Below are 25368 nucleotides of genomic sequence, written 5' to 3'. Positions count from 1 at the left end.
GCTTGCCGGCGGGATCTTTATCGCTTTTGGGCTATTAATTGGTGTCATCTTAGGCGTCGTTTTCGACCAGCCCTCTGCAGGGGCGGTTGCCGGCATGGCCCTTGGATGCGCTATTGCGATAGTTATTTGGATTATGGACAGCAAACGTCAGTGAATAAGGGCTAGAATTTATGTGGAAACACGTTCGCAACATCACGTTGATCTTCGTCGCACTGGGGCTGATCGGCGTTTGGTATATCACACGCCCTGACGTCGCGCAGTTGCCGCTGGACGCTGTCACTGGTCCAACGCCGCAGATTACAGCAGGCCGTGAGCAGATTTTTCCAACTATTGCCGTGGCTGACGTAGACCGTTGGAAGACTGGTGAAGCACCAGTCGTCGCACCCGGTCTTGTTGTTGAACGCTTTGCTGAGGGGCTCGACCACCCGCGCAATCTTTATACGCTTCCCAATGGCGACATATTGGTCGCCGAAACCAACTCACCCCCACGCAAAATGGGTGGCGTTGAAGGGTTTGTTATGAAGTGGCTGATGGGTAAGGCTGGAGCCGATGTGCCTTCCGCCAACCGCATCACCTTATTGCGGGATGCCAATGGTGACGGGCAGGCGGAGCTTAAAACGCCGTTCCTCACTGGACTTAATTCGCCCTTTGGCATGGTTCTGATCGGCGAGAAATTATACGTTGCCAACACGAACGGCTTGCTGGTTTTCCCATATAAAACGGGCGATACGAAGATTACGGCAAAGGGCAAAGAGTTGACAAAGTTCAACGCCCGAGCGCCCAACAACCATTGGACGCGCAATCTCGCAGCTTCGCCTGATGGCAAAAAAATCTACATCTCTGTCGGCTCGAATAGCAATATCGGCGACAACGGTATGGAAACCGAGGTCGGCCGTGCCATGGTGTTCGAATATGACATCGCGAAGGACAAGAAAATCCCTTACGCGATTGGTCTGCGTAACCCAGTCGGCCTTGGCTGGGACAAAGCCGGCCGTTTGTGGACTGTCGTAAACGAACGCGACATGCTGGGTTCAGACCTTGTGCCTGATTATCTTGCCTTGGTTGAGTTTGGCGCCGACTATGGCTGGCCGCAACATTATTGGGGTGGTTTCACCGATACCCGTGTAAAACCGCTGAAACCGGAAAAGCGCGAATATGAACGGCGTCCAGATTATGCCTTGGGCGCGCATACCGCCCCGCTTGGCCTTGCATTTGGCTATAATGGCAAATTGGGTGCGGGTCTTACCGAAGGCGCCTTTGTCGCGCGGCATGGTTCGTGGAATCGCAAACCGGTTTCCGGCTATGACGTCATCTTCGTGCCGTTTCCCAAGGGGGAACCAGCGGGCAAGCCAGTCAATGTGCTGACAGGCTTCTTGGATAAGGACGGCAAGGCACAGGGCCGCCCTTCTATGCTTGCTTTAGCCAAGGATGGTACTTTGTTGGTAAGCGATGATGTAGGCAACATCGTCTGGCGCGTACGGGCGAAGGATTAAATCTTCCGCCCTGCGCAGCCAGCCAGCTCAATGGTGTAATGCCATGCAATCCGGCCCGACCGTCCGCCGCGACCTTGGGCAAAGCCGAGCGCGTCTGCTTCGTCCCAGTCCAGGTCAAAATGGCTGGCATAGCTTGCGACCATGTGCAGATAGTCGTCCTGATTGGGATATTGGAAGCCAAGTTTAAGGCCAAAGCGGTCGGCCAACGCCAGACTGTCGTCAATCGCATCACGCGCGTTCATGGCGTCAGCCTGATCGCTGCTATCGCGCTCAACGATGTTCCGGTGGTTCGACGTCACGCACAGCCTTACATTGTTTGGACGCGCTTCGACGCCGCCCTCCAATAATGACCGCAATAGACGCGCGTTCTGATCATGTGGTTCAAACGAAATATCGTCGATGAACAAAAGATAGCGCCGACCCGACGCGCCAAGCTCTTCGAACAAGGTCGGCAGGCTCGTCAGCTGGCTTGAAGCGGCTTCGACAAGGGCGATGAAGAAGCCATTCTCCTGAAGCGCGGCGACAACAGATTTGGCCAATGCGGATTTCCCCATGCCCCGCGCACCCCATAGCAACACGTCATGCGCAGCCGCGCCGGATGCATGCCGTCGGCAATTTTCGAACAATTCGGCCTTTTGCCGGTCGGCGCCTACGATCAATTCCAGCGGCAGTGGTTTGAAATCATGCACCGCTGCCAGGCCTGTCCCGTTCCAATGATAGGCGGGAAAGGACGACAGGTCTGTGGGCGGCGCGGGCGGAGGCGACAGCCGCTCAAGCGCTTCAGCGATGCGTTTGAGCGTTTGCTCGTTCAAGCCGCCAATTCCTCCGCATCAATCGCATATAGCAATTCCGCACCGACCATGGCGCTGCCCTTGAAGGCCATTGCTTCGGGAACCATCACGTCAAGATAATAACGGCAAGCGGCGACCTTGGCACGCAGGAATGCGCTTGTGTCGCCATTGGCGATTGCGGCCCGAGCGGCGCGCAGTTGTTTCAACATGAGCCAGCCCGATGTCGCAACGGCCATCATATTTGTGTAGGCATAGCTGCCTGCTAAGCGGTCATCAATGTCAGCATTGAGCATATAGTCCGTGACGTCCGCCGTTGCCGCGGCCAGCGCCGATAGACCCGCATGTTCTGCGGCGTCCGCCGAGATCGCGGCGAGGTGATTGCGGATGACATCGCCGCCTTGCATCGCCAGCTTTCGACCGACAAGATCCGCGGCCTGAATACCGTTGGTGCCTTCGTAAATGGCCGCTATCCGGATATCGCGATAATATTGGGCGGCGCCTGTTTCCTCGACAAAGCCCATGCCGCCATGCACCTGAATGCCCAAAGACGCGATTTCACTGCCCATGTCCGTACCATAGGTTTTGGCAAGCGGCGTTAACAGGTCGACCATTTCTTGTGCGCCGGGCTCACCCAACGTTGCGCGGTCAACATAGCCGGATGCGAGATATAACAAAGCCCGTATTGCTTGCGTTCCTGCCTTCATACGCAACAGCATTCGGCGGACATCAGGGTGTTCGACAATAGAAACGGGTTCCCGTGATGGCCCGCTTGCCTTAGCCGACTGAACGCGCTCCCGTGCGAACCAGATCGCCTTTTGCGTGGCGGCTTCAGCAACCTGCACGCCTTGCAGGCCAACGTTCAGCCGCGCATTGTTCATCATCGTGAACATGGCGCGCATCCCGCCGAATTCTGGACCGATCAGTTCACCGATACATTCGCCTTCTTCGCCAAATGCCAAGACGCAGGTAGGCGATGCATTAATGCCCATCTTATGTTCGATAGATACCACTTTGATGTCATTCTGCGCACCGATATTGCCGTCTGCATCGACCCGATATTTGGGTACCAGAAACAGCGAAATGCCCTTCGTTCCTGCGGGGCCATCGGGCGTGCGGGCCAGCACCAAATGGACGATGTTTTCGGCCATGTCATGGTCGCCGAAGCTGATATAAATCTTCGTGCCTTTGATGTGATAGCTACCATCACCACGCGGCGTTGCGGTCGATTTTAGCGCGCCAACGTCGGAACCTGCTTGCGGTTCGGTCAGGTTCATCGTGCCGGAATATGCGCCGGTGGAGAGCTTTGGCAGAAAAAGTGCTTTCTGCCGGTCCGTCCCATGGTGGTTGATCGCCTCAATCGCGCCGACCGATAGAATGGGGCATAACGCAAACGCCATGTTGGCGGCACCTAACGAATCCAATGCGACAGTAGCCATTGAAAATGGCAGGCCTTGTCCACCAAATTCTGCAGGCGCGTTAATCGAGCCCCAGCCATTTGCTACATAGGATTTATACGCCGCGACAAATCCATCAGGCATGACAACTTTGCCGTCAATCAAACGTGCCCCGACGGTGTCGCCAATGCGGTTTAACGGCGCAAATTCGCCTTCTGCAAATGCGCCAATGCCATCGACGATGGCTTGCACCATATCGGGCGTCGCATCGGCAAAACGCGCATGCTGCGCCAATGCATCGATACCGACGATATGCTTAAGAACGAAGTTTTGTTCTGCGACGGGTGCTGAAAACGTCATGGCTGTTAAAAAATCCTGTTAAAGCTGGTTCGCACCCGCCTATAGCCGCTTATGATGTTTGGCTCAAATACCTTGGGGAATGGCTGGGTTGTGCCAGCTGATGACGCTGCAATTACGGCTGCGACACAGCTTCTGGGGGCTGGACAGATCGTCGCGATTCCCACCGAGACCGTATATGGCCTCGCCGCCGATGCCCAAAATGCCGAGGCTGTGGCCCGTATCTATGCGGCAAAGGGCCGTCCAGATTTCAACCCGTTGATTGTGCATGTACGCAACCAGAAAGCCGCAGAAAAGCTTGGTGTGTTTAATGCTACTGCGCAGGCACTGGCGGAGGCTTTTTGGCCCGGCCCATTGACGCTGGTGCTGCCTTTGCAACCCGATGCACCCATCGCGCGCGCCGTGACCGCAGGACTGCCCACTATCGCCATCCGGTGCCCAGCACATCCGGTCATGCAGGCGTTGCTGTTAAAAAGCGGTTTAAGCCTCGCTGCGCCCTCCGCAAACCCGAGCGGGTCAATCAGCCCAACCCGCGCCGATCACGTCCTGAAGGGGCTTGGAGGGGCTGTGCCGATGATTTTAGACGGGGGTTCTTGCTCGGCAGGATTGGAGTCGACCATTGTTGCCGTGCGCGATGATGGTTGGCAGATTTTGAGGCCGGGTCCGGTGACTTCGGAAGACATCGAAAACGTCATCGGTTATGCGCCGCTCGCCGCTGCCAATGGGTTTATTGAGGCGCCTGGCCAAATGGCCAGCCATTATGCGCCGTTTAAGCCTGTTCGGCTAAACGTCATTGCATCGGAACCCGATGTGTATCTCATTGGCTTCGGCGCGATTGCAGGCGACGATAACCTGTCTGCAACAGGTGATCTCGCGCAGGCCGCAGCACATTTGTTTGAGGCGCTGCACACGGCTGATGCCAGCGCCGCTGTCGCTATTGCAGTTGCACCCATTCCGCATGAAGGCATCGGCATCGCAATAAATGACCGGCTTGCGAGGGCCGCAGTCCGGTGAGGAGGGGGGTGCTGACGGGTGTCGATGTTACGAAATAGGTTTCATATCAAAACGCTATTTCATCCTGAATAAATTTCCCGTATCGCGGTGTGGTATCAGAGCTTGGGAGGGCCGTTTGCCAGTATCTTCAAAAATGTTCGCCGGATTGTTGCTGGTCATCCCGCTTGCGAGTTGTGGAGACAATAGCGGCAACAGCAAAATCGCTGCGCAACCCGTTCATCCTGTCCAAGTCTTCACGGTTGAGAAACAAAGCCTTGTGCGTGAAATCAACGCTGTCGGCACCGTGCGTTACCGTCGCGAGACGCCTTTGGGGTTCACAACGGCTGGGAAAGTCGCGCTCGTTCGTTTCGAAGAGGGCGATTTTGTAAAGCGCGGCGCATTGCTGGCTGCACTTGATACCACCAATGTTGGCGCGGACATGAGCGTCGCAACTGCCGAACGCGACCGTGTACGCGCAGAGTTTGACCGTGTCCGCGCGCTATATGCCGATGGTTGGGTGACCAAAGCCCGATTTGAATCCGCAGAAGCAGCCGTGAAGGGCGCAGAGGCGCGCGTCCAGCAAGCTGGCTTTGCGCGTAATACCGCGCAACTGTATGCACCCTCAAGCGGCGTTGTGCTCATGCGCAATGTGCAGGCGGGCCAAATCATTGCTGCGGGAACGCCGGTGCTTATGCTGGGCGCGGCAGATGAGGGTTTCGTGTTTCGCGTACCCATCGTAGACCGCGACGCATCGAAATTGCGCGTGGGTATGGCGGCGGATATCTCGATTGAATCGGCGGGCGAGGGGCCGTTGACCGCGACGATTACCGAAATAGAAGGGCGCGCCAATACGGCGACAGGCGCATTTACCGTGCAGTTTAGCCTGCCCAACCGGCCAGTATTGCGGTCTGGGCAAATTGGGACAGCCGCCATCAAGCTCCCTGCATCGGACAGTGGCGACCAAGTGCAAATTTCCGCGAGTGCTTTGTTCGGCGTCCGCACCGGCGAAGGTCTTGTTTACGTGGTGGGGCCCAAAAACCGCGTTGAAACGCGTAATGTGATGATTGAACGGGTAACCGATAATTATGTGCTTGTGTCTGGAGGGTTAAGGGTTGGTGACCAAATAGTGACGTCTGGCCTAGAAAAATTACGCACAGGGTCGACGGTCCGCGTCCTCAACAGGAAGCGCTAGAGCATGCATATCGCAGAGGTTGCAATTCGCAGGTGGCAGCTAACGCTCGTCTTGTTCACGCTGCTATGTGCGATGGGTTTTTCTGCGTTCCAACAAGTTCCTCGTGCAGTGGATCCGCATTTTTCCATGCCGATAGTGTCGATTCTGGTATCGCAACCAGGCGCAGATGCAGCGGAAATCGAGCAAACCATTACAAAGCCTATCGAAGAGCTGGTTCAAGGTTTGGAGGATGTTCAGCAAGCTGCGTCCACCAGCAGCGATGGAAGTGCCCTCATTCGTGTGGAGTTTGACTGGTCAGGGGACCCAGACCAATATTTCAATGACACCGTGCGTGAAGTCACCGCGATCCGCAGTCAGCTTCCGGCGGACCTGCAACGGCTACAATTCGAGAAAGTGCGGACAACCAACGCCTCCATCCTTCAGATTGCCTTGTTAAGCGACACGGCAAGTTGGTACCGGATGGAAAAATATGCGCGCGATATTAGCGAAGCATTGGGGCGCGATAAGGAGGTGCGCGAGGCGGATATCTTCGGACTTCCGCAACCGGAAATCAGCGTATCGATCAATTCCGGTCGGCTGGCAGAGTTACGCTTGCCAGCAAGTGTTGTGGTCGACGCCATTCGCGTTGGTGGTGCTGACGTTCCGGCCGGCGCCGTTACCAGCGGAGCACGACGGTTCAATGTGGAAACAGGCGGCGCCTTTCGCAACGTAGATACCATCCGCAACCTTCCAATTCGCTCGAACGACGGATCCATAATCCGCGTCGGCGATGTGGCTGATGTGAAAATCAGCGCAGCCGAACAGCGCGTGAAAGTAAGCCATAATGGCAAACGGGCCGTTGTTATCACAGCCAATCAGAAACAAGGCACGGATGCGACCAAGCTACGCAATCGGTTGGTTGAAGAACTCGCCAAGCAACAAAAATTGCTTCCGGCGGATATTAAGGCCGTTATCCAATTCGACCAGAGCAAGGATATCAGGAAACGCCTTAACGAGCTTGCCCGCGACTTTGGGATCGCATTGTTCCTCGTGTTGATAACACTTCTGCCTTTGGGCTGGCGGGCGTCGGTGATCGTGATGATTTCAATCCCGCTCTCGATTGCGTCGGGTCTGCTCGCGATATCAGCTTATGGTTTTAACCTGAGCCAGTTGGTGGTCGCGGGCTTCATTTTGACATTAGGCTTGCTGGTCGATGACTCGATTGTCGTCGTCGAAAACATCGCGCGGCATTTGCGCATGGGAAAAAGCCGCAGCGAAGCGGCGATTGACGGCACCAAAGAGATCACGATGGCGGTTTTGGGGTCGACAGGCGTTTTGGTCTTTGCCTTTTTGCCGCTTTTCTTTCTTCCCGAAGGCGCCGGAAAATTCATCCAAAGCTTCATCGGGACCATTGTGGCGACGATTACAGCATCGATGATTGTGTCGCTGACCATTGTTCCGTTTCTTGCCAGCCGCATATTGAAAGACGATGCATCGGAGGATGGCAGCGCGGCCTTGCAATGGCTGATGCAGAAGATTGACCGTTTCTATCACCCGATGCTGCATTGGGCGCTGGACCGGCCCCGCCGCTCCGTATGGGGCGCGTTAGCGGGCACCTGTGCAGCCTTCTTTCTTGTCCCGCTACTTGGCTTCAGCCTGTTTCCAAACGCCGACACGCCCTATTTTCGCGTGACTGTGGAGGCCGAACAAGGTGCGAGCATAGACGAAACCGGGCGCATCGTTGCCCAGGTTTCTGCAGTCTTGAAAACCGAACCCGCCATCAAAGTACGGGCGGAAAATGTTGGCGCATATAATCCGCCCGTTTTCTATAATGTCTTTCAACGCGGCGAAAACCCTACCCATGGTGAGGTTCTCGCGATCATGGACAATTGGGAAGGTTCCAAGTCACGCGCTATGATAAAGCGGTTGCGTAAGCAGCTTGACGAGATCTCCGGTGCGCGGATCAAATTGGTGCTTTTCCAGAACGGCGCTCCGATAAACGCACCAGTGGAATTCCGCGCTTATGGTCCTGATCAGGCCGAGCTGAAGCGCCTTGCGGCCAAAATGGAGCAGGTTCTGCGCGAAACCCCCGGCACCAGAGACGTGAATAATCCGGTTGCGTTCGACAAGGTTGATCTTGATGTGCGGGTGGACGAAGCAAAAGCTGCATTGCTGGATGTCCCCGCTGGCGCGGCGCGCCGCGCAATCCGGCTTGCGCTAAGTGGGGAGCGTGCGGGTACGTATCGGGATACCGAAGGCGATAGCTATCCCGTTGTCGTGCGCTTGCCGCTGGCAGAGACCCAACCAGTGTCTGCCCTCGCATCCATTTACGTGACGAACCGAAGCGGACAAGCGATCCAGCTGGCCGAGATTTCCAATCCAACGTTGGAATCGATCCCTTCCGCCATTTACCGGTATAACCTTCGGCGCAACGTCAGCGTCAGTGCGCAAATTTTGGATAGCGCTGTAGTGTCAAAGGTCAATCTTGATGCACAAAAACGGATGGACAGCATTCCGCTCAAGCCAGGCTATTCAATAGCAGTCGGCGGAGAAGCCGAAAAAATCAATGACACCTTTGCCGGCTTCGGCCCAGTCGTTGTGGTAGCTTTGTTTAGCATTTTTGCCATTCTTGTCGCCGAATTTGGTCGGTTTAAAGAGGCCTTGGTTGTCGCTGGCGTTATCCCTCTGGGTACATTTGGCGGTCTTATTGCGCTTTGGGCGACTGGAAACAATCTGTCGTTTCTTGCCATTATCGGCTTTATCGCGCTGATCGGCATCGAGATAAAGAATTCGATCCTTTTGGTCGATTTCACGAGCCAGTTGCGGCAGCGCGGCTACACCTTGCGCGATGCCATTGAAAAGGCAGGCGAAGTGCGGTTCCTGCCGGTGCTGTTGACCTCAGTCACGGCAATTGGTGGCCTCATGCCGCTCGCTTTGTTTGGCGGCAGCCTCTACGGACCGCTGGCAATCGTATTGATCGGGGGGTTGATTTCCTCAACTTTGCTATCACGTATTGTCACACCAGCTATGTATTTGCTGGTGGTGCGCGGGGATGCGGCGAAGGCCGCAGTTTCCGCCCAAGTTCAAGGGTAAGCTTATGCCTCAAGAAGAAGCCATTTTCGCCGGAGGTTGTTTCTGGTGCACCGAAGCCGTCTTTGGCCAGCTAAACGGCGTACACAGCGTCGTAAGTGGCTATATTGGCGGGCACACAGTCGATCCAACTTACAAAGAGGTATGTGGCGGTACTACAGGGCACGCAGAGGCAATACGTATCGCTTTCGATGCAGAAGTCATCAGCTACGCCGACTTGCTCGAAATATTCTTTGCCACCCATGATCCGACGCAACTCAATCGGCAAGGCAATGACATCGGCACCCAATATCGGTCCGCCATCTTCTTGTTGTCGGACGAACAGCGCGAAATGGCCGAAGCCGGCATTTTAAAGGCCGCAGGCGACTGGCCAGCGCCAATTGTCACAACCATCGAAGGTCCAGCCACCTGGTATCCAGCAGAGGATTATCATCAGGAATATTGGGATGGCGAGGGCCAGCGCAACTCCTATTGCCTCGCCGTCATTCCGCCCAAATTGGCAAAGCTGAAAAAAGGTTTTGCCCAACGGCTCGCCAACTCTGCGTAGACAATACGGTTTCCTGCGTTATGCAGATAGGATGATGCACAAACCTGTTCGTAAAGCTATTTTTCCTGTCGCTGGATTAGGAACGCGTTTCCTGCCGGCGACAAAAGCCATTCCCAAAGAGATGCTGCCGATTGTCGATAGTCCACTGATCCAATATGCGGTCGACGAAGCGCGTGAGGCGGGGATTGAACAAATGATCTTCGTTACTGGGCGCGGCAAGAGCGTAATCGAAGACCATTTCGACATTGCCTTCGAACTTGAGCACACCATGACGTCACGCGGCAAGGATGTCTCGGTTTTGGCGAATACACGCCTTACGCCCGGCAACTGCGTTTATGTCCGACAGCAGGAGCCATTAGGCCTCGGTCATGCCATTTGGTGCGCGCGCGATATTATCGGTGATGAGCCTTTCGCCATTTTTCTTCCCGACGAATTCATGCACGGATCGCCGGGCTGCATGAAGCAAATGGTTGATGCCTATCAACACATTGGCGGAAACATCATCAGCGTGCTTGAAGTACCCCATAAAGATGTGTCGAGCTATGGTGTCATTGCCCCAGGCGCAACCAATGGCGCGGTGACGGAAGTCCTTGGCCTTGTTGAAAAGCCCAAGGTCGAAGACGCGCCGTCAAACCTTATCGTGTCAGGGCGTTACATTCTGCAGCCAGAGGTCATGCAGATCCTTGAAGGACAGGAAAAAGGCGCCGGGGGTGAAATTCAACTTACCGACGCCATGGCGCAAATGATCGGGCAGCAACCGTTTAATGCAGTCACCTTTGACGGAAAACGTTATGATTGTGGATCAAAGGTCGGCTATATCGAGGCGAATTTGGCACTGGCGCTCCAGCGTCCAGATATGGCGGAGCAAGTCCGCGCGATCGCACTGAATTTGCTGAAATAGATGGACATAGGGAGGATGTATCTTGGTGCGTAATATGCGTTTGGTTTTGGCCGCGGTTCCCTTGTTTGTGTTGCAGGGATGTGTGGCGTCAGTCGTAGGCGATGTGATGACCAAGCCGGTTAGGGTAGTTTCAAAAGTCGCCGATGTCCTGACGACTAGCCAGTCTGAGTCCGATGAAAAGCGCGGGCGCGAATTGCGTCACCGTGAAGAAAATATCGGCGAGCTTGCCCGGCGGCGTGATAAGGCCCGCGAGCGCTGCGCAGATGGCGATAAGGACGCCTGCAAAAAGGCTGCCGACATCAGTGAACAGATCGCAGATGAGAGAGATCGCTCCTACTGAGGCTATCCACCCTTTAAATGGTGGGCGCTGTGGGCGGAAACGGTACCTGTTTGCCACAGATCGTGAACGGTCAACGCAGCCTCGACCCGCTGCTTCAACTGTCGTTATCGGGGAAATTCTGGCTATTCGCTGCGTAAGGCTTCTATCGGAGAGAGGCGGGATGCCCGAATAGCCGGGTAACCACCGAACAATATTCCGATGATTGCTGAAAACGCGACCGACAATAATGCTGTGTCCAATCCGACCGGTGCCGGAAAGTCGGCGACTTTCTGAAAAATGGCCGCGGCGACCAGCGCTAATGTCAGGCCAATGGCGCCGCCAATCACGCAGAGAACAGCAGCTTCGACCAGGAACTGGTTTCTAATGTCGCTGCGTTTTGCGCCCAACGCCATACGAAGCCCGATTTCGCGCGTGCGCTCGGTCACGCTAACCAGCATGATGTTCATGATACCGATGCCGCCTACTAACAATGAGATTGAGGCAATCGCGACCAAAACCGCTTGGAATATCTGGGTCACTTGACCAGTCGTTTCGGCAATCTCAGTCGTTGTGCGAACGGTGAACGGGCTAATCCTGCCTTTTGGCACACGGTAGCGATCGCGCAACATGCGCTTGATTTCCTGCTGGCCCAAGAGAAGCGATTCCTCGTCGATGAAGCCGACAAACAGCAATGTTACATCGTCGGGTCCTTGCGTTGCCGTGGTCAACAGCCTCTGACGCAGCGTCGTTATCGGAACGACAATCTGGTCGTCATTGTCGTTACCCAGATTACTCCCCTTGCTTTCTAGCAAACCGATAACCTTAAATGGTACGCGGTTGATCCGGACAGTTTCACCGACAGGATTTGCGTCGGCGAACAGCTTGTCTGCTACTGTCTGACCGATCACCACCACACGTGCCGCGGCTCCGACATCGCTATCGGACAGGAAACGCCCTTCGGATGCAGTGATGTTCGACACATCGCCATATTCGGGTGTTGCGCCGGTCGCTTGGGTTGTTGCGCTACGGCCAGGTGTGACCAGTTGGACGCTGCTCCGGATTTGTGGGGCGACTGCGCTGACGCCGGATACCTGACGCAAGATAGCTTGCCCATCGCGCTCGGTCAGCCTGCCACGGTCCGTAGAGCGCGGCGGACCGCTGCCGCTGTCGGGTTGCGGCACGACGATTGCCATGTTGGACCCCAGCGTAGCAATCTGCTGCGTCACTGATACCTGCGCGCCATTGCCCACTGCGACGGCCAATATCACCGAGAATACCCCGATCATCACGCCCAGCGTGGTCAGTATCGAGCGCATCAAATTGGTACGGAGCGCGGTCATCGCAATCGCGATATTCACGCCCCAGCCGGCGATTGCGTTAAAAAGGTTAGTCATCCGGCAACTGCCTGCCGGCGCGATTTGACGGCGGCATCTTCAATGACTTGTCCGTCGCGAAAGACAATTCGCCGGGCGGCATATTCGGCGATGTCGGGCTCGTGCGTGACAACGATGAGGGTGATACCTTCGTCGTTCAGTTTCTGAAAAATACCCATGATATCGAGTGATGTCTGCGTATCGAGAGCGCCCGTCGGTTCGTCGGCCAGCAACATGAGCGGATTGGTAACCAGTGCACGAGCGATGGCGACGCGCTGTTGCTGTCCACCCGAAAGCTTGGCTGGCGTGTTCTGTAGGCGGTTGCCCAGTCCCATCGCCTCTAGCTTCGCCTGTGCGCGATCGCGACGCTCGCTGTAGCCAAGGCCAGCATAAATCAGCGGCACCGCAACATTATCCAGCGCGCTGGTGCGGGCCAGAAGGTTGAACTGCTGAAACACAAAGCCGATTTTGCGGTTGCGGATTTCCGCCAACGCATCGCTATCAAGCGTTTTGGTATCGATGCCGTCGAGCAACAATGTTCCAGATGTCGGCACATCGAGGCAGCCGATCATATTCATGAAAGTTGATTTGCCCGACCCGCTGGCGCCCATGATGGCAACAAACTCACCACGTTTTATGGTCAAGGAAACACTATTGACGGCGTGCAGCACCTCGCCGCCGATCACATAATCCTTTACGAGATTATGCGTTTCAAGAAGCGGCGCTGTCATTTTCGTCCGCATTATCGTCGGTTTGGGTCTTCGGTTTCAGAGATTTTGTCCGTACCAGTATCTTGTCGCCTGCTTTGATACCCGAAGTCACTTCGGTATAGTCGTCACCTTGCAGGCCAAGCTGAACCTGTTTCTGTGTGGGTCTATACGCGTCAGATCCTGCCAGATAGAGCATTGGCGCGGGCGTTTCCTTTTTATCGGGCGCAGCCGGCGTGTCCTTTTTAGGTGCGCCCCGGTCCGCCAATTTGGGGCGGAAGCGAAGCGCGTTGGTTGGCACGCGCAGCACATTTGCCTTGGCGCCGGTGATGATTTCCACATTTGCGGTCATACCCGGTAGCAATTTGCCATCGGCGTTATTGACGTCGATAATGACCAGATAGCTGACGACATTTTGTGTTTCGACGGGCGCTTTGCGGACTTGCCGCACTTTTGCGCGAAATATGTCATTGGGGTAGCTGTCGACCGTGAAGGTCACATTTTGCCCTTCACCAATCTGGCCAATGTCGGCCTCGTCGACGGATGCTTCGACCTGCATCTTGGTTGTGTCTGCGGCGATTTCAAACAGATTGGGTGTCTGGAAACTGGCCGCAACAGTAGTGCCTGGTTCAACCAACTTGTTGATGATGACGCCGCTTGCGGGCGCGATGATAACGGTGCGGTTCAGATCAAGCTGGGCGGATGAAAGCTCTGCTGTGCCCTGCCGGATTTGCGCATTGCCGCTTTGCGTTTGCGCCAGTGCCACCTGAAGCGCGTTGCGCGCGCTATTGAGTTTGCTCTGCGCCAGATCGAGGCCAGCCTTTGAAACGAAGCCGCGATCCGCCAAGGCCTTTTGCCGCGCAAAATCACGCTGCTGAATTTCAAGTTCTGACTGTGATCGCGCGACATTGGCCACTGTTTGCTGCAAGCCGGCACGGGCAAGTGCAACTTGTGCTTCCGACTGCTGCACACGTGCGCGCACACGGGTCGAGTCGATTTCGGCAAGGATTTGCCCTGCTTTCACGGGCGAATTGAAATCGACATATACCTTGGTAACCTGACCCGAGACTTCGGTACCGACCTTGATCGTATTTAGCGCGCGGACCTTGCCGCTGGCGGACACCTTGCGCAGCACTTCGCCGCGCGTGACAGTCTCGCTGACATATTCATAGTCATGCGGGGTAGGGCGCAATGCGCGGTACAGAACGAGCAGCAAAATCAGCGCGATGATGGCCGACCAAACGCGATGCCGCTTCACCCAAGCCCGTACTGCCTCAAACATCTGACCCGTCCTCAATTAGCTTCTGATGCTGTATATTCAGCGCAGGAAGATTCGGCTAGTGATTTATGCACCTAATACAGCAAAAGCCCGCCGGAATCTCTTCCAGCGGGCTTTGCTTTAACTTCAGTGAAACGGCGATTATTCTTCTTCGCCGCTTTCGATCACGTCATCGATTGCTGCATCTTCAGTGGTCAGGTCATCTGCGATGACCTTTGCCAACACATCGTCACCAATGGCGGCTTCAGGACCCTGTGCGAGTTCGGCAGCATGCTCTTCAACCGCTGTCTCTGGCGCAATCAGGCCTTCCTGCAGCTTCTTGTAGCTGGCACGAAGAGCAACGTCGCGGCTGGTTGCTGCAATCCGCATGCGGTTCATGGCAGAGCCAGTACCCGCAGGGATTAGGCGGCCAACGATGACGTTTTCCTTCAACCCGGTCAAAATGTCCTTCTTACCTTCCACAGCGGCCTGCGTGAGGACGCGTGTGGTTTCTTGGAAGGATGCCGCCGAGATGAACGAACGCGTCTGCAACGATGCCTTGGTGATGCCGAGCAGAACAGGATTGCCCGTCGCATGCGCTTGGCCTTTGACCAGCTTCGCATTGATGGCGTCCATTTCTTCGCGGTCAACCTGTTCACCTGGAAGCAGGGTTGTGTCGCCACCGAAGGTGATCTCAACCTTTTGCAGCATCTGACGAACGATCGTTTCGATGTGCTTGTCGTTGATCTTCACGCCCTGCAGACGATACACTTCCTGAATTTCCGCAACCAGATATTCAGCCAGCGCTTCAATGCCCATGACTTCAAGAATGTCATGCGGGTTCGGTGAACCAGCAATCAGGTTATCGCCCTTACGAACGAAATCGCCTTCCTGAACGTCGAGTACCTTGGACTTCTGAATTAGATACTCAATCCGATCGCCTTCTTCCGGTACAATCGCGATCTTGCGCTTCGCCTTATAATCACGGACGAATTCAACGCGGCCCGAAATCTTGGCAATGATTGCATTGTCCTTTGGAATTCGTGCTTCGAACAATTCGGCGACGCGCGGCAGACCACCGGTGATGTCACGGGTCTTAGCAGATTCACGGGTCACACGTGCGAGAACGTCGCCTGCCTGAACCGTTGCACCGTCTTCGACCGACAACATCGTTCCAACGCCCAGAAGATAACGGGCAGATTCGCCGCTATCGTCATCCAGCAATGTAATGCGGGGACGAAGGTCTTCCTTCTTGGTGCGGCTGCCTGCACGATCTTCGATAACGACGCGCTGGGCGATACCCGTTGCTTCGTCGGTCTGTTCCGTCAGTGTCTTGCCGTCAATCAGGTCCTGATATTTCACAATACCCGACTTTTCGGTGATGATCGGCATGGTGAATGGATCCCATTCGGCCAAACGATCACCCACGCTGACTTCGGCGCCATCCGGGAATGCCAGCGTTGCACCATATGGCAAACGGTGGATTTCCATTTCACGGCCGTCCTTGTCGACGATGATCAGTTCACCGTTACGTGCCATCGCCAAACGCTTCTTACGCTTGTCGACGATGCTTGGCAGATCGCGATACATAACCTTACCTGATGCGGTTGCATCAAGGTTTGATTGCTCGTTCAACTGCGCCGCACCACCAATGTGGAAGGTACGCATGGTCAGCTGCGTGCCGGGCTCACCAATGGACTGGGCAGCGATAACGCCGACCGCTTCACCGATGTTTACTGGCGTACCGCGTGCAAGATCGCGGCCATAGCAGGTGCCGCAAACGCCGACCTTGGATTCGCAGACCAATGGCGAGCGGATCTTCAGCGCCTGAATACCGGTTTCTTCCATGGCAACAACCATCGGCTCGTCCAGCAAGGTTCCCGATGGGATCAATACCTTACCATCAAGGCCCATGATATTTTCTGCTGTGGTACGACCAAGAACACGTTCACCAAGCGAGGCGATGGTTGAACCACCCTGAACAATTGAACGCATTTCCAAGGCACGCTCTGTGCCGCAATCGACTTCAACGATGGTGCAATCCTGCGACACATCCACCAGACGGCGCGTCAGATAACCTGAGTTTGCTGTCTTAAGTGCGGTATCGGCCAGACCCTTACGGGCACCGTGGGTCGAGTTGAAATACTCGAGAACGGTCAGACCTTCCTTAAAGTTCGAAATGATCGGTGTCTCGATGATCTCGCCCGAAGGCTTGGCCATTAACCCACGCATACCGGCAAGCTGCTTCATCTGCGCTGGCGAACCACGCGCGCCGGAGTGGCTCATCATATAGACCGAGTTGACCGGCAATTCGCGGCCATGTTCGTCCATTGGCGAAGCCTTCAGCTTGTCCATCATGGCGTTGGCAACCTTGTCACCGCATGTGGACCAGGCGTCGATTACCTTGTTATACTTTTCCTGCTGCGTGATCAGGCCGTCCTGATACTGTTGCTCAAAATCGGCAACAATCGCCTTGGTTTCGGCAACCATTTCGGTTTTTTCTTCCGGAATGATCATGTCGTCCTTGCCGAACGAAATACCGGCCTTGAACGCATATTTGAAGCCAAGCGACATGATCGCGTCTGCGAACAGAACCGTGTCCTTCTGACCCGTGTGACGGTAGACCTGATCGATAACGTCGCCAATTTCCTTCTTGGTGAGAAGGCGGTTGACCGTCTCGAATGGCACGCGGTGGCTCTTTGGCAGCGTTTCTGCAAGCAACATACGGCCAGGTGTGGTGTCGAAGCGCATCATGCGCTCAACGCCATCTTCACCCGTCTGTGGCACGCGGGCGATGATGTTGGAGTGAAGCGTTACCGCACCCACTTCAATTGCCTGATGCACTTCCGCCATATCGGACAGCATCATGCCTTCGCCTGGTTCGCCGCGGCGATCCATCGAGAGATAATACAGACCCAAGACCATATCCTGCGAAGGAACGATGATTGGCTTACCATTGGCTGGCGACAGGATGTTGTTGGTCGACATCATCAATACGCGTGCTTCCAATTGCGCCTCAAGGCTCAATGGAACGTGGACGGCCATCTGGTCACCATCGAAGTCGGCGTTAAATGCCGAGCAGACCAATGGGTGAAGCTGGATAGCCTTGCCTTCAATCAGGACAGGTTCGAACGCCTGGATGCCCAAACGGTGCAGCGTAGGTGCGCGGTTCAGCAACACAGGATGCTCGCGGATAACCTCGTCGAGGATGTCCCAAACTTCCTTGCGCTCCTTTTCGACCCACTTCTTGGCTTGCTTCAGAGTCATCGAAAGACCCTTTGCATCCAAACGCGAGTAGATGAATGGCTTGAACAGTTCGAGCGCCATTTTCTTTGGCAGGCCGCACTGATGCAATTTCAGTTCAGGACCGGTCACGATGACCGAACGACCCGAATAATCGACGCGCTTGCCCAAAAGGTTCTGGCGGAAGCGGCCTTGCTTGCCCTTGAGCATGTCGGACAGCGACTTCAGTGGACGCTTGTTGGCACCCGTGATCGTGCGACCGCGACGGCCATTGTCGAACAACGCGTCAACAGCTTCCTGCAGCATACGCTTTTCGTTGCGGACAATGATGTCTGGAGCGCGCAGCTCAATCAGGCGCTTCAAACGATTGTTACGGTTGATAACGCGGCGATAGAGATCGTTGAGATCGGACGTTGCAAAACGGCCACCATCCAACGGCACCAGCGGACGCAATTCTGGCGGAATGACCGGAATAACGTCCAAGATCATCCACTCTGGCTTGTTGCCGGAATCGATGAAACTTTCGACGACCTTCAAACGCTTGATGATCTTCTTCGGCTTAAGTTCCGACTTGGTAATGGCCAGCTCGTCGAGCAGGTCGGTACGCTCTTGTTCAAGATCAAGGTCCATCAACATGGTCTTGACGGCTTCGGCACCAATGCTGGCGGTGAAGGCATCTTCGCCATATTCGTCCTGCGCGTCGAGCAATTCGTCTTCGCTCAACAACTGGAACTTCTCAAGCGCGGTCAGACCAGGCTCAGTTACGATGTAATTTTCGAAGTATAATACGCGCTCAAGCTGCTTCAACTGCATGTCGAGCAAAAGGCCAATGCGCGAAGGCAGCGACTTCAGGAACCAGATATGGGCAACAGGCGCAGCAAGCTCGATATGGCCCATACGCTCACGGCGTACCTTGGTGACGGTTACTTCAACGCCACACTTTTCGCAGACAACGCCCTTATACTTCATCCGCTTATACTTGCCGCACAGGCACTCGTAATCCTTTACAGGGCCAAAGATGCGCGCGCAGAAAAGGCCGTCACGCTCTGGCTTGAACGTGCGATAGTTGATGGTTTCCGGCTTTTTGATTTCGCCAAAAGACCAGCTGCGGATTTTCTCCGGCGATGCAATCCCGATCTGGATCTGGTCAAAGGTTTCGACCTTGGCGATGGGATTGTTGAATTTCGATAGTTCGTTCATATTCATTTCCTCAGTGGGCATGGGCCCATGAAAACCTAAAAGGCAGGGACAGAGGGCGGACCGAAATCCGCCCATCTCTGCTTTATTCTGCTGCCTCGGCAAAGCCTTCGTCACCCTCGATCAAATCATGCGCTTTCAGCTCAACATTGAGGCCGAGAGAGCGCATTTCCTTAACCAGAACGTTGAAGCTCTCGGGGATACCCGCTTCGAAGCTGTCATCACCTTTGACGATCGCTTCGTAAACTTTGGTACGACCGATGACGTCATCGGATTTGACCGTCAGCATTTCCTGCAAGGTATAAGCAGCGCCATAGGCCTGAAGTGCCCAGCATTCCATTTCCCCGAAACGCTGACCGCCGAATTGCGCCTTACCACCAAGTGGTTGTTGCGTAACAAGGCTGTACGGTCCGATCGAACGGGCGTGGATCTTGTCATCAACAAGGTGATGCAGCTTAAGCATGTAAATGATGCCCACGGTAACCTTGCGGCCGAACATGTCGCCGGTGCGTCCGTCGAACAGGTCGGATTGGCCTGAGCCATCCAGCCCAGCAAGCTGGAGCATCTTCGTGACGTCGGCTTCACGCGCACCGTCGAACACGGGTGTGCCCATGGGGACACCTGTTCTAACGTTACCAGCAAGCTCAATGATGTCGGCATCGCTGCGACCATTGATCTCGTCTGCGTAATTGTCCCCATAGGCCTTCGCCAAACGTTCACGCACGACTGCTGGAGGCGCCGCCGCTTGTGGGTTCGGGTTTGCATGGCGCCACTCTTCAAGAGCATCACCAATTTGCATACCCAAACTACGCGCGGCCCAACCAAGATGGGTTTCGAAAATCTGCCCCACATTCATACGTGACGGCACACCCAATGGGTTAAGTACGATGTCGACAGGGGTACCATCGGCCAAGAATGGCATGTCTTCTTGCGGAAGAATCCGCGAGATAACACCCTTGTTCCCGTGACGCCCTGCCATTTTGTCGCCTGGCTGTAGCTTACGCTTCACTGCGACGAAAACCTTGACCATCTTGAGCACGCCTGGTGCAAGCTCATCGCCACGCTCCAGCTTCTCACGACGATCTTCGAACTTCTCGACGATCAGTTTAACAGCTTCATCATATTGAACCTTGACGGCTTCAAGATCGCCTTGGACCTTGTCGTCGGCAATGGCGATTTTCCACCATTCGTAACGTTCGACTTCGCTGAGATTACCCTCAGTGATGATGTCGCCTTTTTTGATGCCCTTTGGCGCTACTGCTGCAGTCTGACCAATGAGCATGTCTTTCAAGCGGTTGTAAGTCGCACGGTTCAAAATCGAACGTTCGTCCTCGCGGTCCTTCGCAAGGCGCTCAATTTCTTCACGTTCGATAGCCATCGCACGTTCGTCTTTATCGATACCATGACGGTTAAAGACGCGGACTTGAACCACAGTACCCGCAACGCCTGGCGAGAGACGCAGCGAGGTGTCTCGCACATCGCTTGCCTTTTCGCCAAAGATGGCGCGCAGCAGCTTTTCTTCTGGTGTCATCGGGCTTTCGCCCTTTGGCGTGATCTTGCCGACCAAAATGTCACCTGGGTGCACTTCAGCGCCGATGTAGACAATGCCGGCTTCATCAAGACTGCGAAGCGCGTCTTCACCCACATTTGGAATATCGCGGGTGATGTCTTCTGGTCCAAGCTTCGTATCGCGGGCCATGACTTCGAATTCTTCGATATGGACCGATGTGAAAACGTCGTCTTTCACGATACGCTCGGAAATCAGGATCGAGTCTTCGTAGTTATATCCGTTCCAAGGCATAAACGCAACGAGGCTGTTCTTGCCCAATGCGAGTTCACCCAGTTCAGTCGAAGGACCGTCAGCAATAATGTCGCCAGCTTCGATTACGTCACCGACCTTCACCAATGGCTTCTGGTTGATGCAGGTATTCTGGTTGGAGCGCTGGAATTTCTGCAACGTGTAAATGTCTACGCCCGACTTACCGGGCTCAACATCGCCAGTTACGCGGACGACGATACGGGTTGCATCGACTTGGTCGACGATACCTTTGCGGCGTGCGCCAATGGCAGCGCCGGAGTCACGTGCCACGGTTTCTTCCATGCCAGTTCCGACAAACGGTGCTTCTGCACGCAACAGAGGCACAGCCTGACGTTGCATGTTGGAACCCATCAATGCGCGGTTGGCGTCATCGTTTTCCAGGAACGGAATGAGCGATGCTGCAACCGAAACAAGCTGCTTTGGCGAAACGTCCATCAAAGTAATCTGGTCACGCGGCGCCATCAGGAATTCACCTGCTTCCCGCGATGAAATCAGGTCTTCGACAAAGCTGCCATCGGCATTCAATTCGGCGTTTGCCTGCGCGATGGTGTTCTTTTGCTCTTCCATTGCGGAGAGATACACCACATCGTCGGTGACTTTATTGTCCACGACCTTGCGATACGGCGTTTCGATAAAGCCATATTTGTTCACGCGGCTGAATGATGCCAGCGAGTTGATTAGACCAATGTTCGGGCCTTCTGGCGTTTCAATCGGGCATATACGGCCATAATGGGTCGGGTGCACGTCGCGGACTTCAAAGCCTGCACGCTCACGGGTCAGACCACCTGGTCCAAGTGCCGAAACGCGGCGCTTATGGGTGACTTCCGAAAGCGGGTTGGTCTGATCCATAAACTGCGACAATTGCGACGAACCAAAGAATTCGCGTACTGCAGCGACTGCTGGCTTTGCGTTAATCAGGTCGTTTGGCATCACGGTCGATACATCGACCGAGCTCATACGCTCCTTCACGGCGCGCTCCATACGCAGCAAGCCTACGCGATACTGGTTTTCCAGCAATTCGCCGACCGAACGCACACGACGGTTGCCGAGGTTATCGATATCATCGATTTCGCCCTTGCCGTCCTTCAGGTTCACCAGTTCCTTGACTACGGCGAGGATATCTTCCGTGCGCAGCGTGGTGAGCGTGTCTTCAACGTCGAGGTTCAAACGCATGTTCAACTTTACGCGGCCAACAGCGCTCAGGTCATAGCGGTCTGCATCAAAGAACAGACCGGCGAACAACGCTTCTGCGGTTTCGCGCGTTGGCGGTTCGCCAGGACGCATGACGCGGTAGATCGCATCAAGGCCCATGTCGCGGTTCTCGGCCTTGTCGGCCTTCAACGTGTTGCGCATCCATGCGCCCGTGATGACATGGTCGATGTCGAGCAGTTCAAGGCTGTCGATGCCTGCCTTGTCCAACGCTTCGAGGTTTTCGGCGGTGATTTCATCGCCCGCTTCCACATAAATGCGGCCAGTCTTTTCATCGATAAGGTCGAACGCCGAATAACGGCCGAAGATTTCCTCGGTCGGGATCAGCAAGTCGGTCAGGCCATCCTTAACAGCCTTGTTGGCAGCGCGCGGGGTGATCTTTGTACCGGCTGGGAATACTACTTCCCCCGTCTTGGCGTCGACAATGTCGAACATCGGCTTTGAAGCGCGCCATTGCTCGGAATTGAACGGAATCTTCCATCCACCCTTGCCACGGGCAAATGTTACGCGGTCATAGAAGTGACCCAGGATTTCTTCGTCGTTCAGGCCAAGCGAGTAAAGCAAGGTCGTGACCGGAAGCTTGCGCTTACGGTCGATACGGACGTTAACGATGTCCTTGGCGTCGAATTCAAAGTCGAGCCACGAACCGCGATACGGAATGACGCGCGCTGCAAACAGATATTTGCCGCTGCTGTGCGTTTTGCCGCGGTCATGATCGAACAATACGCCCGGCGAACGGTGCATCTGCGATACGATAACGCGCTCTGTACCGTTGATGAAGAAGGTGCCGTTGTGCGTCATGAGCGGCATGTCGCCCATGTAGACGTCCTGCTCCTTGATATCGAGAACCGAACGCGCTTCGGTGTCGGGATCAACTTCAAACACGATCAGGCGCAACGTAACCTTCATCTGCGCCGCATAAGTAATTCCGCGCTGACGGCATTCTTCAACGTCAAATTTGGGATCTTCCAATTCGTAATGCACGAAGTCGAGTTCCGAGGTGCCTGCAAAATCCTTAACCGGAAAGACGCTGCGCAGTGTCTTTTCAAGGCCGGATACATAGCCAATCGACGGGTCGGAACGCAGAAACTGTTCATAGCTCTCACGCTGGACCTCAATGAGGTTGGGCATGTCGATAACTTCGTGGATGTTACCGAAAATTTTGCGGATACGCTTTTGACGCGACAGGGTCGCAGGAGCGGGACGGGATGCCATAAGCTGCTTTGCCTCAGTTAGAAATGCTAAGCGCAGGTAGATTGTCCACCAGACAAGAAAAGGCCGCATAGCAATGCCCGAAGATTCGGAACCTGCCGTGCAGCCGTTTCGCGTATGTGAAACCCATATCCATCAATGCGTTAGCCAAGTTGCGCGACGACAAGGCTGTTCCCGATGGATTGGTTGTAAATGAGTCTTATAGAGGGGCAACAACGTCGGGTCAAGGCCCGCCCCAAGTGGCCTATCGCGTAAATCTGCGACAAATGGTCTCACCTAAATCGATGCCGGGCGAAGTGTAACCGGCTTTTTTCTTACAAACCACGACAAAGCGCATACCACTTCACATAACCAACTACCGCCTTTCCGCCATGCTTGATGGGGCGGGGCGGCCCTGCTAGGGGCGCGGTATGACTGAACTTGCTCTCATCCGTAATTTTTCCATTATCGCGCACATTGACCATGGGAAGTCCACGCTGGCCGATCGGTTGATCCAACAAACCGGCGGGCTCACCGCGCGTGAGATGACGAGCCAAGTCCTTGATAACATGGACATTGAAAAAGAACGCGGCATCACGATCAAGGCGCAGACGGTGCGGCTGGATTACACCGCGAATGACGGCCTCACCTATCAGCTGAACCTGATGGACACGCCCGGCCATGTCGACTTTGCCTATGAAGTCAGCCGCAGCCTTGCCGCATGCGAAGGCGCGTTGCTTGTCGTCGACGCCGCGCAGGGTGTTGAGGCGCAGACGCTCGCCAACGTGTACCAATCGATTGAGCATGACCATGAAATCGTGCCCGTCATTAACAAGATCGACCTTCCCGCTGCCGAAGTCGACAAGGTCAAGGCCGAGATTGAGGAAATCATTGGCTTGCCCGTCGACAACGCGGTCCTGACCAGCGCGAAATCGGGCATCGGCATTGCCGAAGTGCTTGAGGCGGTAGTCACCCACATCCCCCCGCCAAAGGGCGACCGCAACGCGCCGTTGAAGGCCATGCTCGTCGATTCATGGTATGACCCCTATCTGGGCGTCGTGATCCTGATCCGCGTCATCGACGGCTCGATCAAAAAGGGTCAGGAAATTCAGTTCATGGCCGCCGGCACAAAGCATTTGGTCGACCGCGTCGGCTGCATGCGGCCAAAGCTGGAGATCCTCTCCGAAATCGCCGCGGGCGAAGTCGGCATCATCACCGCGCAGATCAAGGAGGTTGCGCAGACCCGCGTCGGCGACACGATCACCGATGCCAAGCGCCCCGCCGCCGAACCGCTCCCCGGGTTTAAGGAAGTGCAGCCGGTCGTTTTCTGCGGCCAGTTCCCGACCGACGCCGCCGACTTTGAAAAGCTGCGCGAAAGCATCAGCAAGCTGCGCCTTAACGACGCTTCGTTCAGCTTCGAAACCGAAAGCAGCGCCGCCTTGGGCTTTGGCTTTCGCTGTGGCTTCCTTGGGTTGCTCCATCTCGAGATCATTCAGGAGCGCCTGACGCGCGAGTTCGACCTTGACCTTATCACCACGGCGCCTTCGGTGGTCTATAAGCTGGAGCTCAGCCGCAGCAAGACCGAGGATGCGCGCAGTATGGAGCTGCACAACCCCGCCGACATGCCCGACGTCAACCGCATCGACGAAATTCAGGAGCCTTGGATCGAGGCGACGATTTATTGCCCCGATGAATATCTCGGCAGCATCTTGAAGCTGTGTCAGGACCGGCGCGGCATTCAAAAGCAGCTGACTTATGTCGGCGGCCGGGCGCAGATCGTCTACGAATTGCCGTTGAATGAGGTTGTGTTCGACTTTTACGACCGGCTGAAGAGCATCAGCCGCGGTTATGCCTCGTTCGATTATCACCAGATCGGCCACCGCGAAGGCGACCTTGTGAAGATGAGCATCATGGTCAATGGCGACGCGGTCGATGCGCTCAGCATGATCGTACACCGCGGCACCGCAGAATCCCGAGGCCGCGGCATGTGCGAACGCCTAAAAGACCTCATCCCGCGCCATCTGTTCAAAATCCCCATTCAGGCGGCAATCGGCGGCAAAGTGATCGCCCGCGAAACCATCGCCGCGATGCGCAAGGACGTGACCGCCAAATGCTATGGCGGCGACATCAGCCGCAAGAAAAAGCTGCTGGAAAAGCAAAAAAAGGGCAAGGCGCGGATGCGGGAATATGGCAATGTGAGCATTCCGCAGGAGGCGTTTATCGCGGCGCTGCGGATGGGGGAGGAGTAAGCCCTCCCAATTCCATCACCACAATGCGGAAGGCTGCACATAAATTCCAATTCTCTGACTGACAGC

General features: G+C 55.3%; 15 protein-coding genes. 8 read left to right on the top strand and 7 right to left on the bottom strand.

Going from position 1 to position 25368, the window contains the following annotated elements; translation table 11 throughout:
- The first annotated feature begins 170 nt into the window (after positions 1-170).
- Positions 171-1493, top strand: coding sequence for a sorbosone dehydrogenase family protein (locus QE270_RS02125; RefSeq protein ID WP_300034447.1), 1323 nt, complete (start codon positions 171-173; stop codon positions 1491-1493).
- Here the strand turns inward: QE270_RS02125 and QE270_RS02120 are convergent.
- Positions 1490-2305, bottom strand: coding sequence for a DUF815 domain-containing protein (locus tag QE270_RS02120; RefSeq protein ID WP_300034444.1), 816 nt, complete (start codon positions 2303-2305; stop codon positions 1490-1492). The two genes, QE270_RS02125 and QE270_RS02120, sit on opposite strands and share 4 nt — an antisense overlap.
- Positions 2302-4038: an acyl-CoA dehydrogenase gene (locus tag QE270_RS02115; RefSeq protein WP_300034441.1), complete on the bottom strand. Its 1737-nt coding sequence runs from the start codon at positions 4036-4038 to the stop codon at positions 2302-2304. The genes QE270_RS02120 and QE270_RS02115 overlap by 4 nt, the downstream gene beginning before the upstream one ends.
- Positions 4039-4092: 54 nt before the next feature.
- Between QE270_RS02115 and QE270_RS02110 the strand changes: the two genes are divergently transcribed.
- The 6 genes from QE270_RS02110 to QE270_RS02085 all read left to right on the top strand — a co-directional run bounded on the left by QE270_RS02110 (position 4093) and on the right by QE270_RS02085 (position 11077).
- The gene (locus QE270_RS02110; RefSeq protein WP_300034616.1) at positions 4093-5049 is read left to right on the top strand and encodes an L-threonylcarbamoyladenylate synthase; all 957 of its coding nucleotides are present in this window, start codon (positions 4093-4095) and stop codon (positions 5047-5049) included.
- A gap of 133 nt (positions 5050-5182) precedes the next feature.
- Complete coding sequence (locus QE270_RS02105) at positions 5183-6220, top strand: efflux RND transporter periplasmic adaptor subunit (RefSeq protein WP_300034438.1); 1038 nt, start codon at positions 5183-5185, stop codon at positions 6218-6220.
- Between the two features lie 3 nt (positions 6221-6223).
- On the top strand, positions 6224-9292 hold the full coding sequence (locus tag QE270_RS02100; protein WP_300034435.1) for an efflux RND transporter permease subunit: 3069 nt from the start codon (positions 6224-6226) through the stop codon (positions 9290-9292).
- A gap of 4 nt (positions 9293-9296) precedes the next feature.
- Complete coding sequence (gene msrA, locus QE270_RS02095) at positions 9297-9836, top strand: peptide-methionine (S)-S-oxide reductase MsrA (RefSeq protein ID WP_300034432.1); 540 nt, start codon at positions 9297-9299, stop codon at positions 9834-9836.
- 31 nt (positions 9837-9867) lie between these two features.
- The gene (gene galU / locus QE270_RS02090; RefSeq protein ID WP_300034429.1) at positions 9868-10737 is read left to right on the top strand and encodes a UTP--glucose-1-phosphate uridylyltransferase GalU; all 870 of its coding nucleotides are present in this window, start codon (positions 9868-9870) and stop codon (positions 10735-10737) included.
- Between the two features lie 34 nt (positions 10738-10771).
- On the top strand, positions 10772-11077 hold the full coding sequence (locus QE270_RS02085; RefSeq protein ID WP_300034613.1) for a hypothetical protein: 306 nt from the start codon (positions 10772-10774) through the stop codon (positions 11075-11077).
- Between the two features lie 122 nt (positions 11078-11199).
- On the opposite strand, the gene QE270_RS02080 is transcribed toward QE270_RS02085, so the two are convergent.
- From QE270_RS02080 to rpoB, 5 genes are all read right to left on the bottom strand, one after another.
- The gene (locus QE270_RS02080; protein WP_300034426.1) at positions 11200-12450 is read right to left on the bottom strand and encodes an ABC transporter permease; all 1251 of its coding nucleotides are present in this window, start codon (positions 12448-12450) and stop codon (positions 11200-11202) included.
- On the bottom strand, positions 12447-13160 hold the full coding sequence (locus tag QE270_RS02075; RefSeq protein WP_300034423.1) for an ABC transporter ATP-binding protein: 714 nt from the start codon (positions 13158-13160) through the stop codon (positions 12447-12449). Before QE270_RS02075 ends, QE270_RS02080 begins: the two co-directional genes overlap by 4 nt.
- Positions 13141-14418, bottom strand: coding sequence for an efflux RND transporter periplasmic adaptor subunit (locus QE270_RS02070; RefSeq protein WP_300034420.1), 1278 nt, complete (start codon positions 14416-14418; stop codon positions 13141-13143). Before QE270_RS02070 ends, QE270_RS02075 begins: the two co-directional genes overlap by 20 nt.
- Positions 14419-14556: 138 nt before the next feature.
- Entirely contained in the window at positions 14557-18837 is a 4281-nt protein-coding gene (gene rpoC, locus QE270_RS02065) for a DNA-directed RNA polymerase subunit beta' (protein WP_300034417.1), read from the bottom strand.
- Positions 18838-18919: 82 nt separating this feature from the next.
- Complete coding sequence (rpoB, locus tag QE270_RS02060) at positions 18920-23077, bottom strand: DNA-directed RNA polymerase subunit beta (protein ID WP_300034414.1); 4158 nt, start codon at positions 23075-23077, stop codon at positions 18920-18922.
- Between the two features lie 407 nt (positions 23078-23484).
- Here rpoB and lepA point away from each other — a divergent pair, with 407 nt between their 5' ends.
- On the top strand, positions 23485-25302 hold the full coding sequence (lepA, locus tag QE270_RS02055; RefSeq protein ID WP_300034411.1) for a translation elongation factor 4: 1818 nt from the start codon (positions 23485-23487) through the stop codon (positions 25300-25302).
- Positions 25303-25368: the final 66 nt, after the last annotated feature.

This window comes from Sphingorhabdus sp. (genome assembly GCF_029865925.1).
In the GTDB taxonomy this organism is placed as follows: Bacteria; Pseudomonadota; Alphaproteobacteria; order Sphingomonadales; family Sphingomonadaceae; genus Sphingorhabdus_B.
The sequence above is the reverse complement of the archived record's forward strand: the minus strand, read 5'-3'. Positions and strand labels throughout refer to the sequence as shown.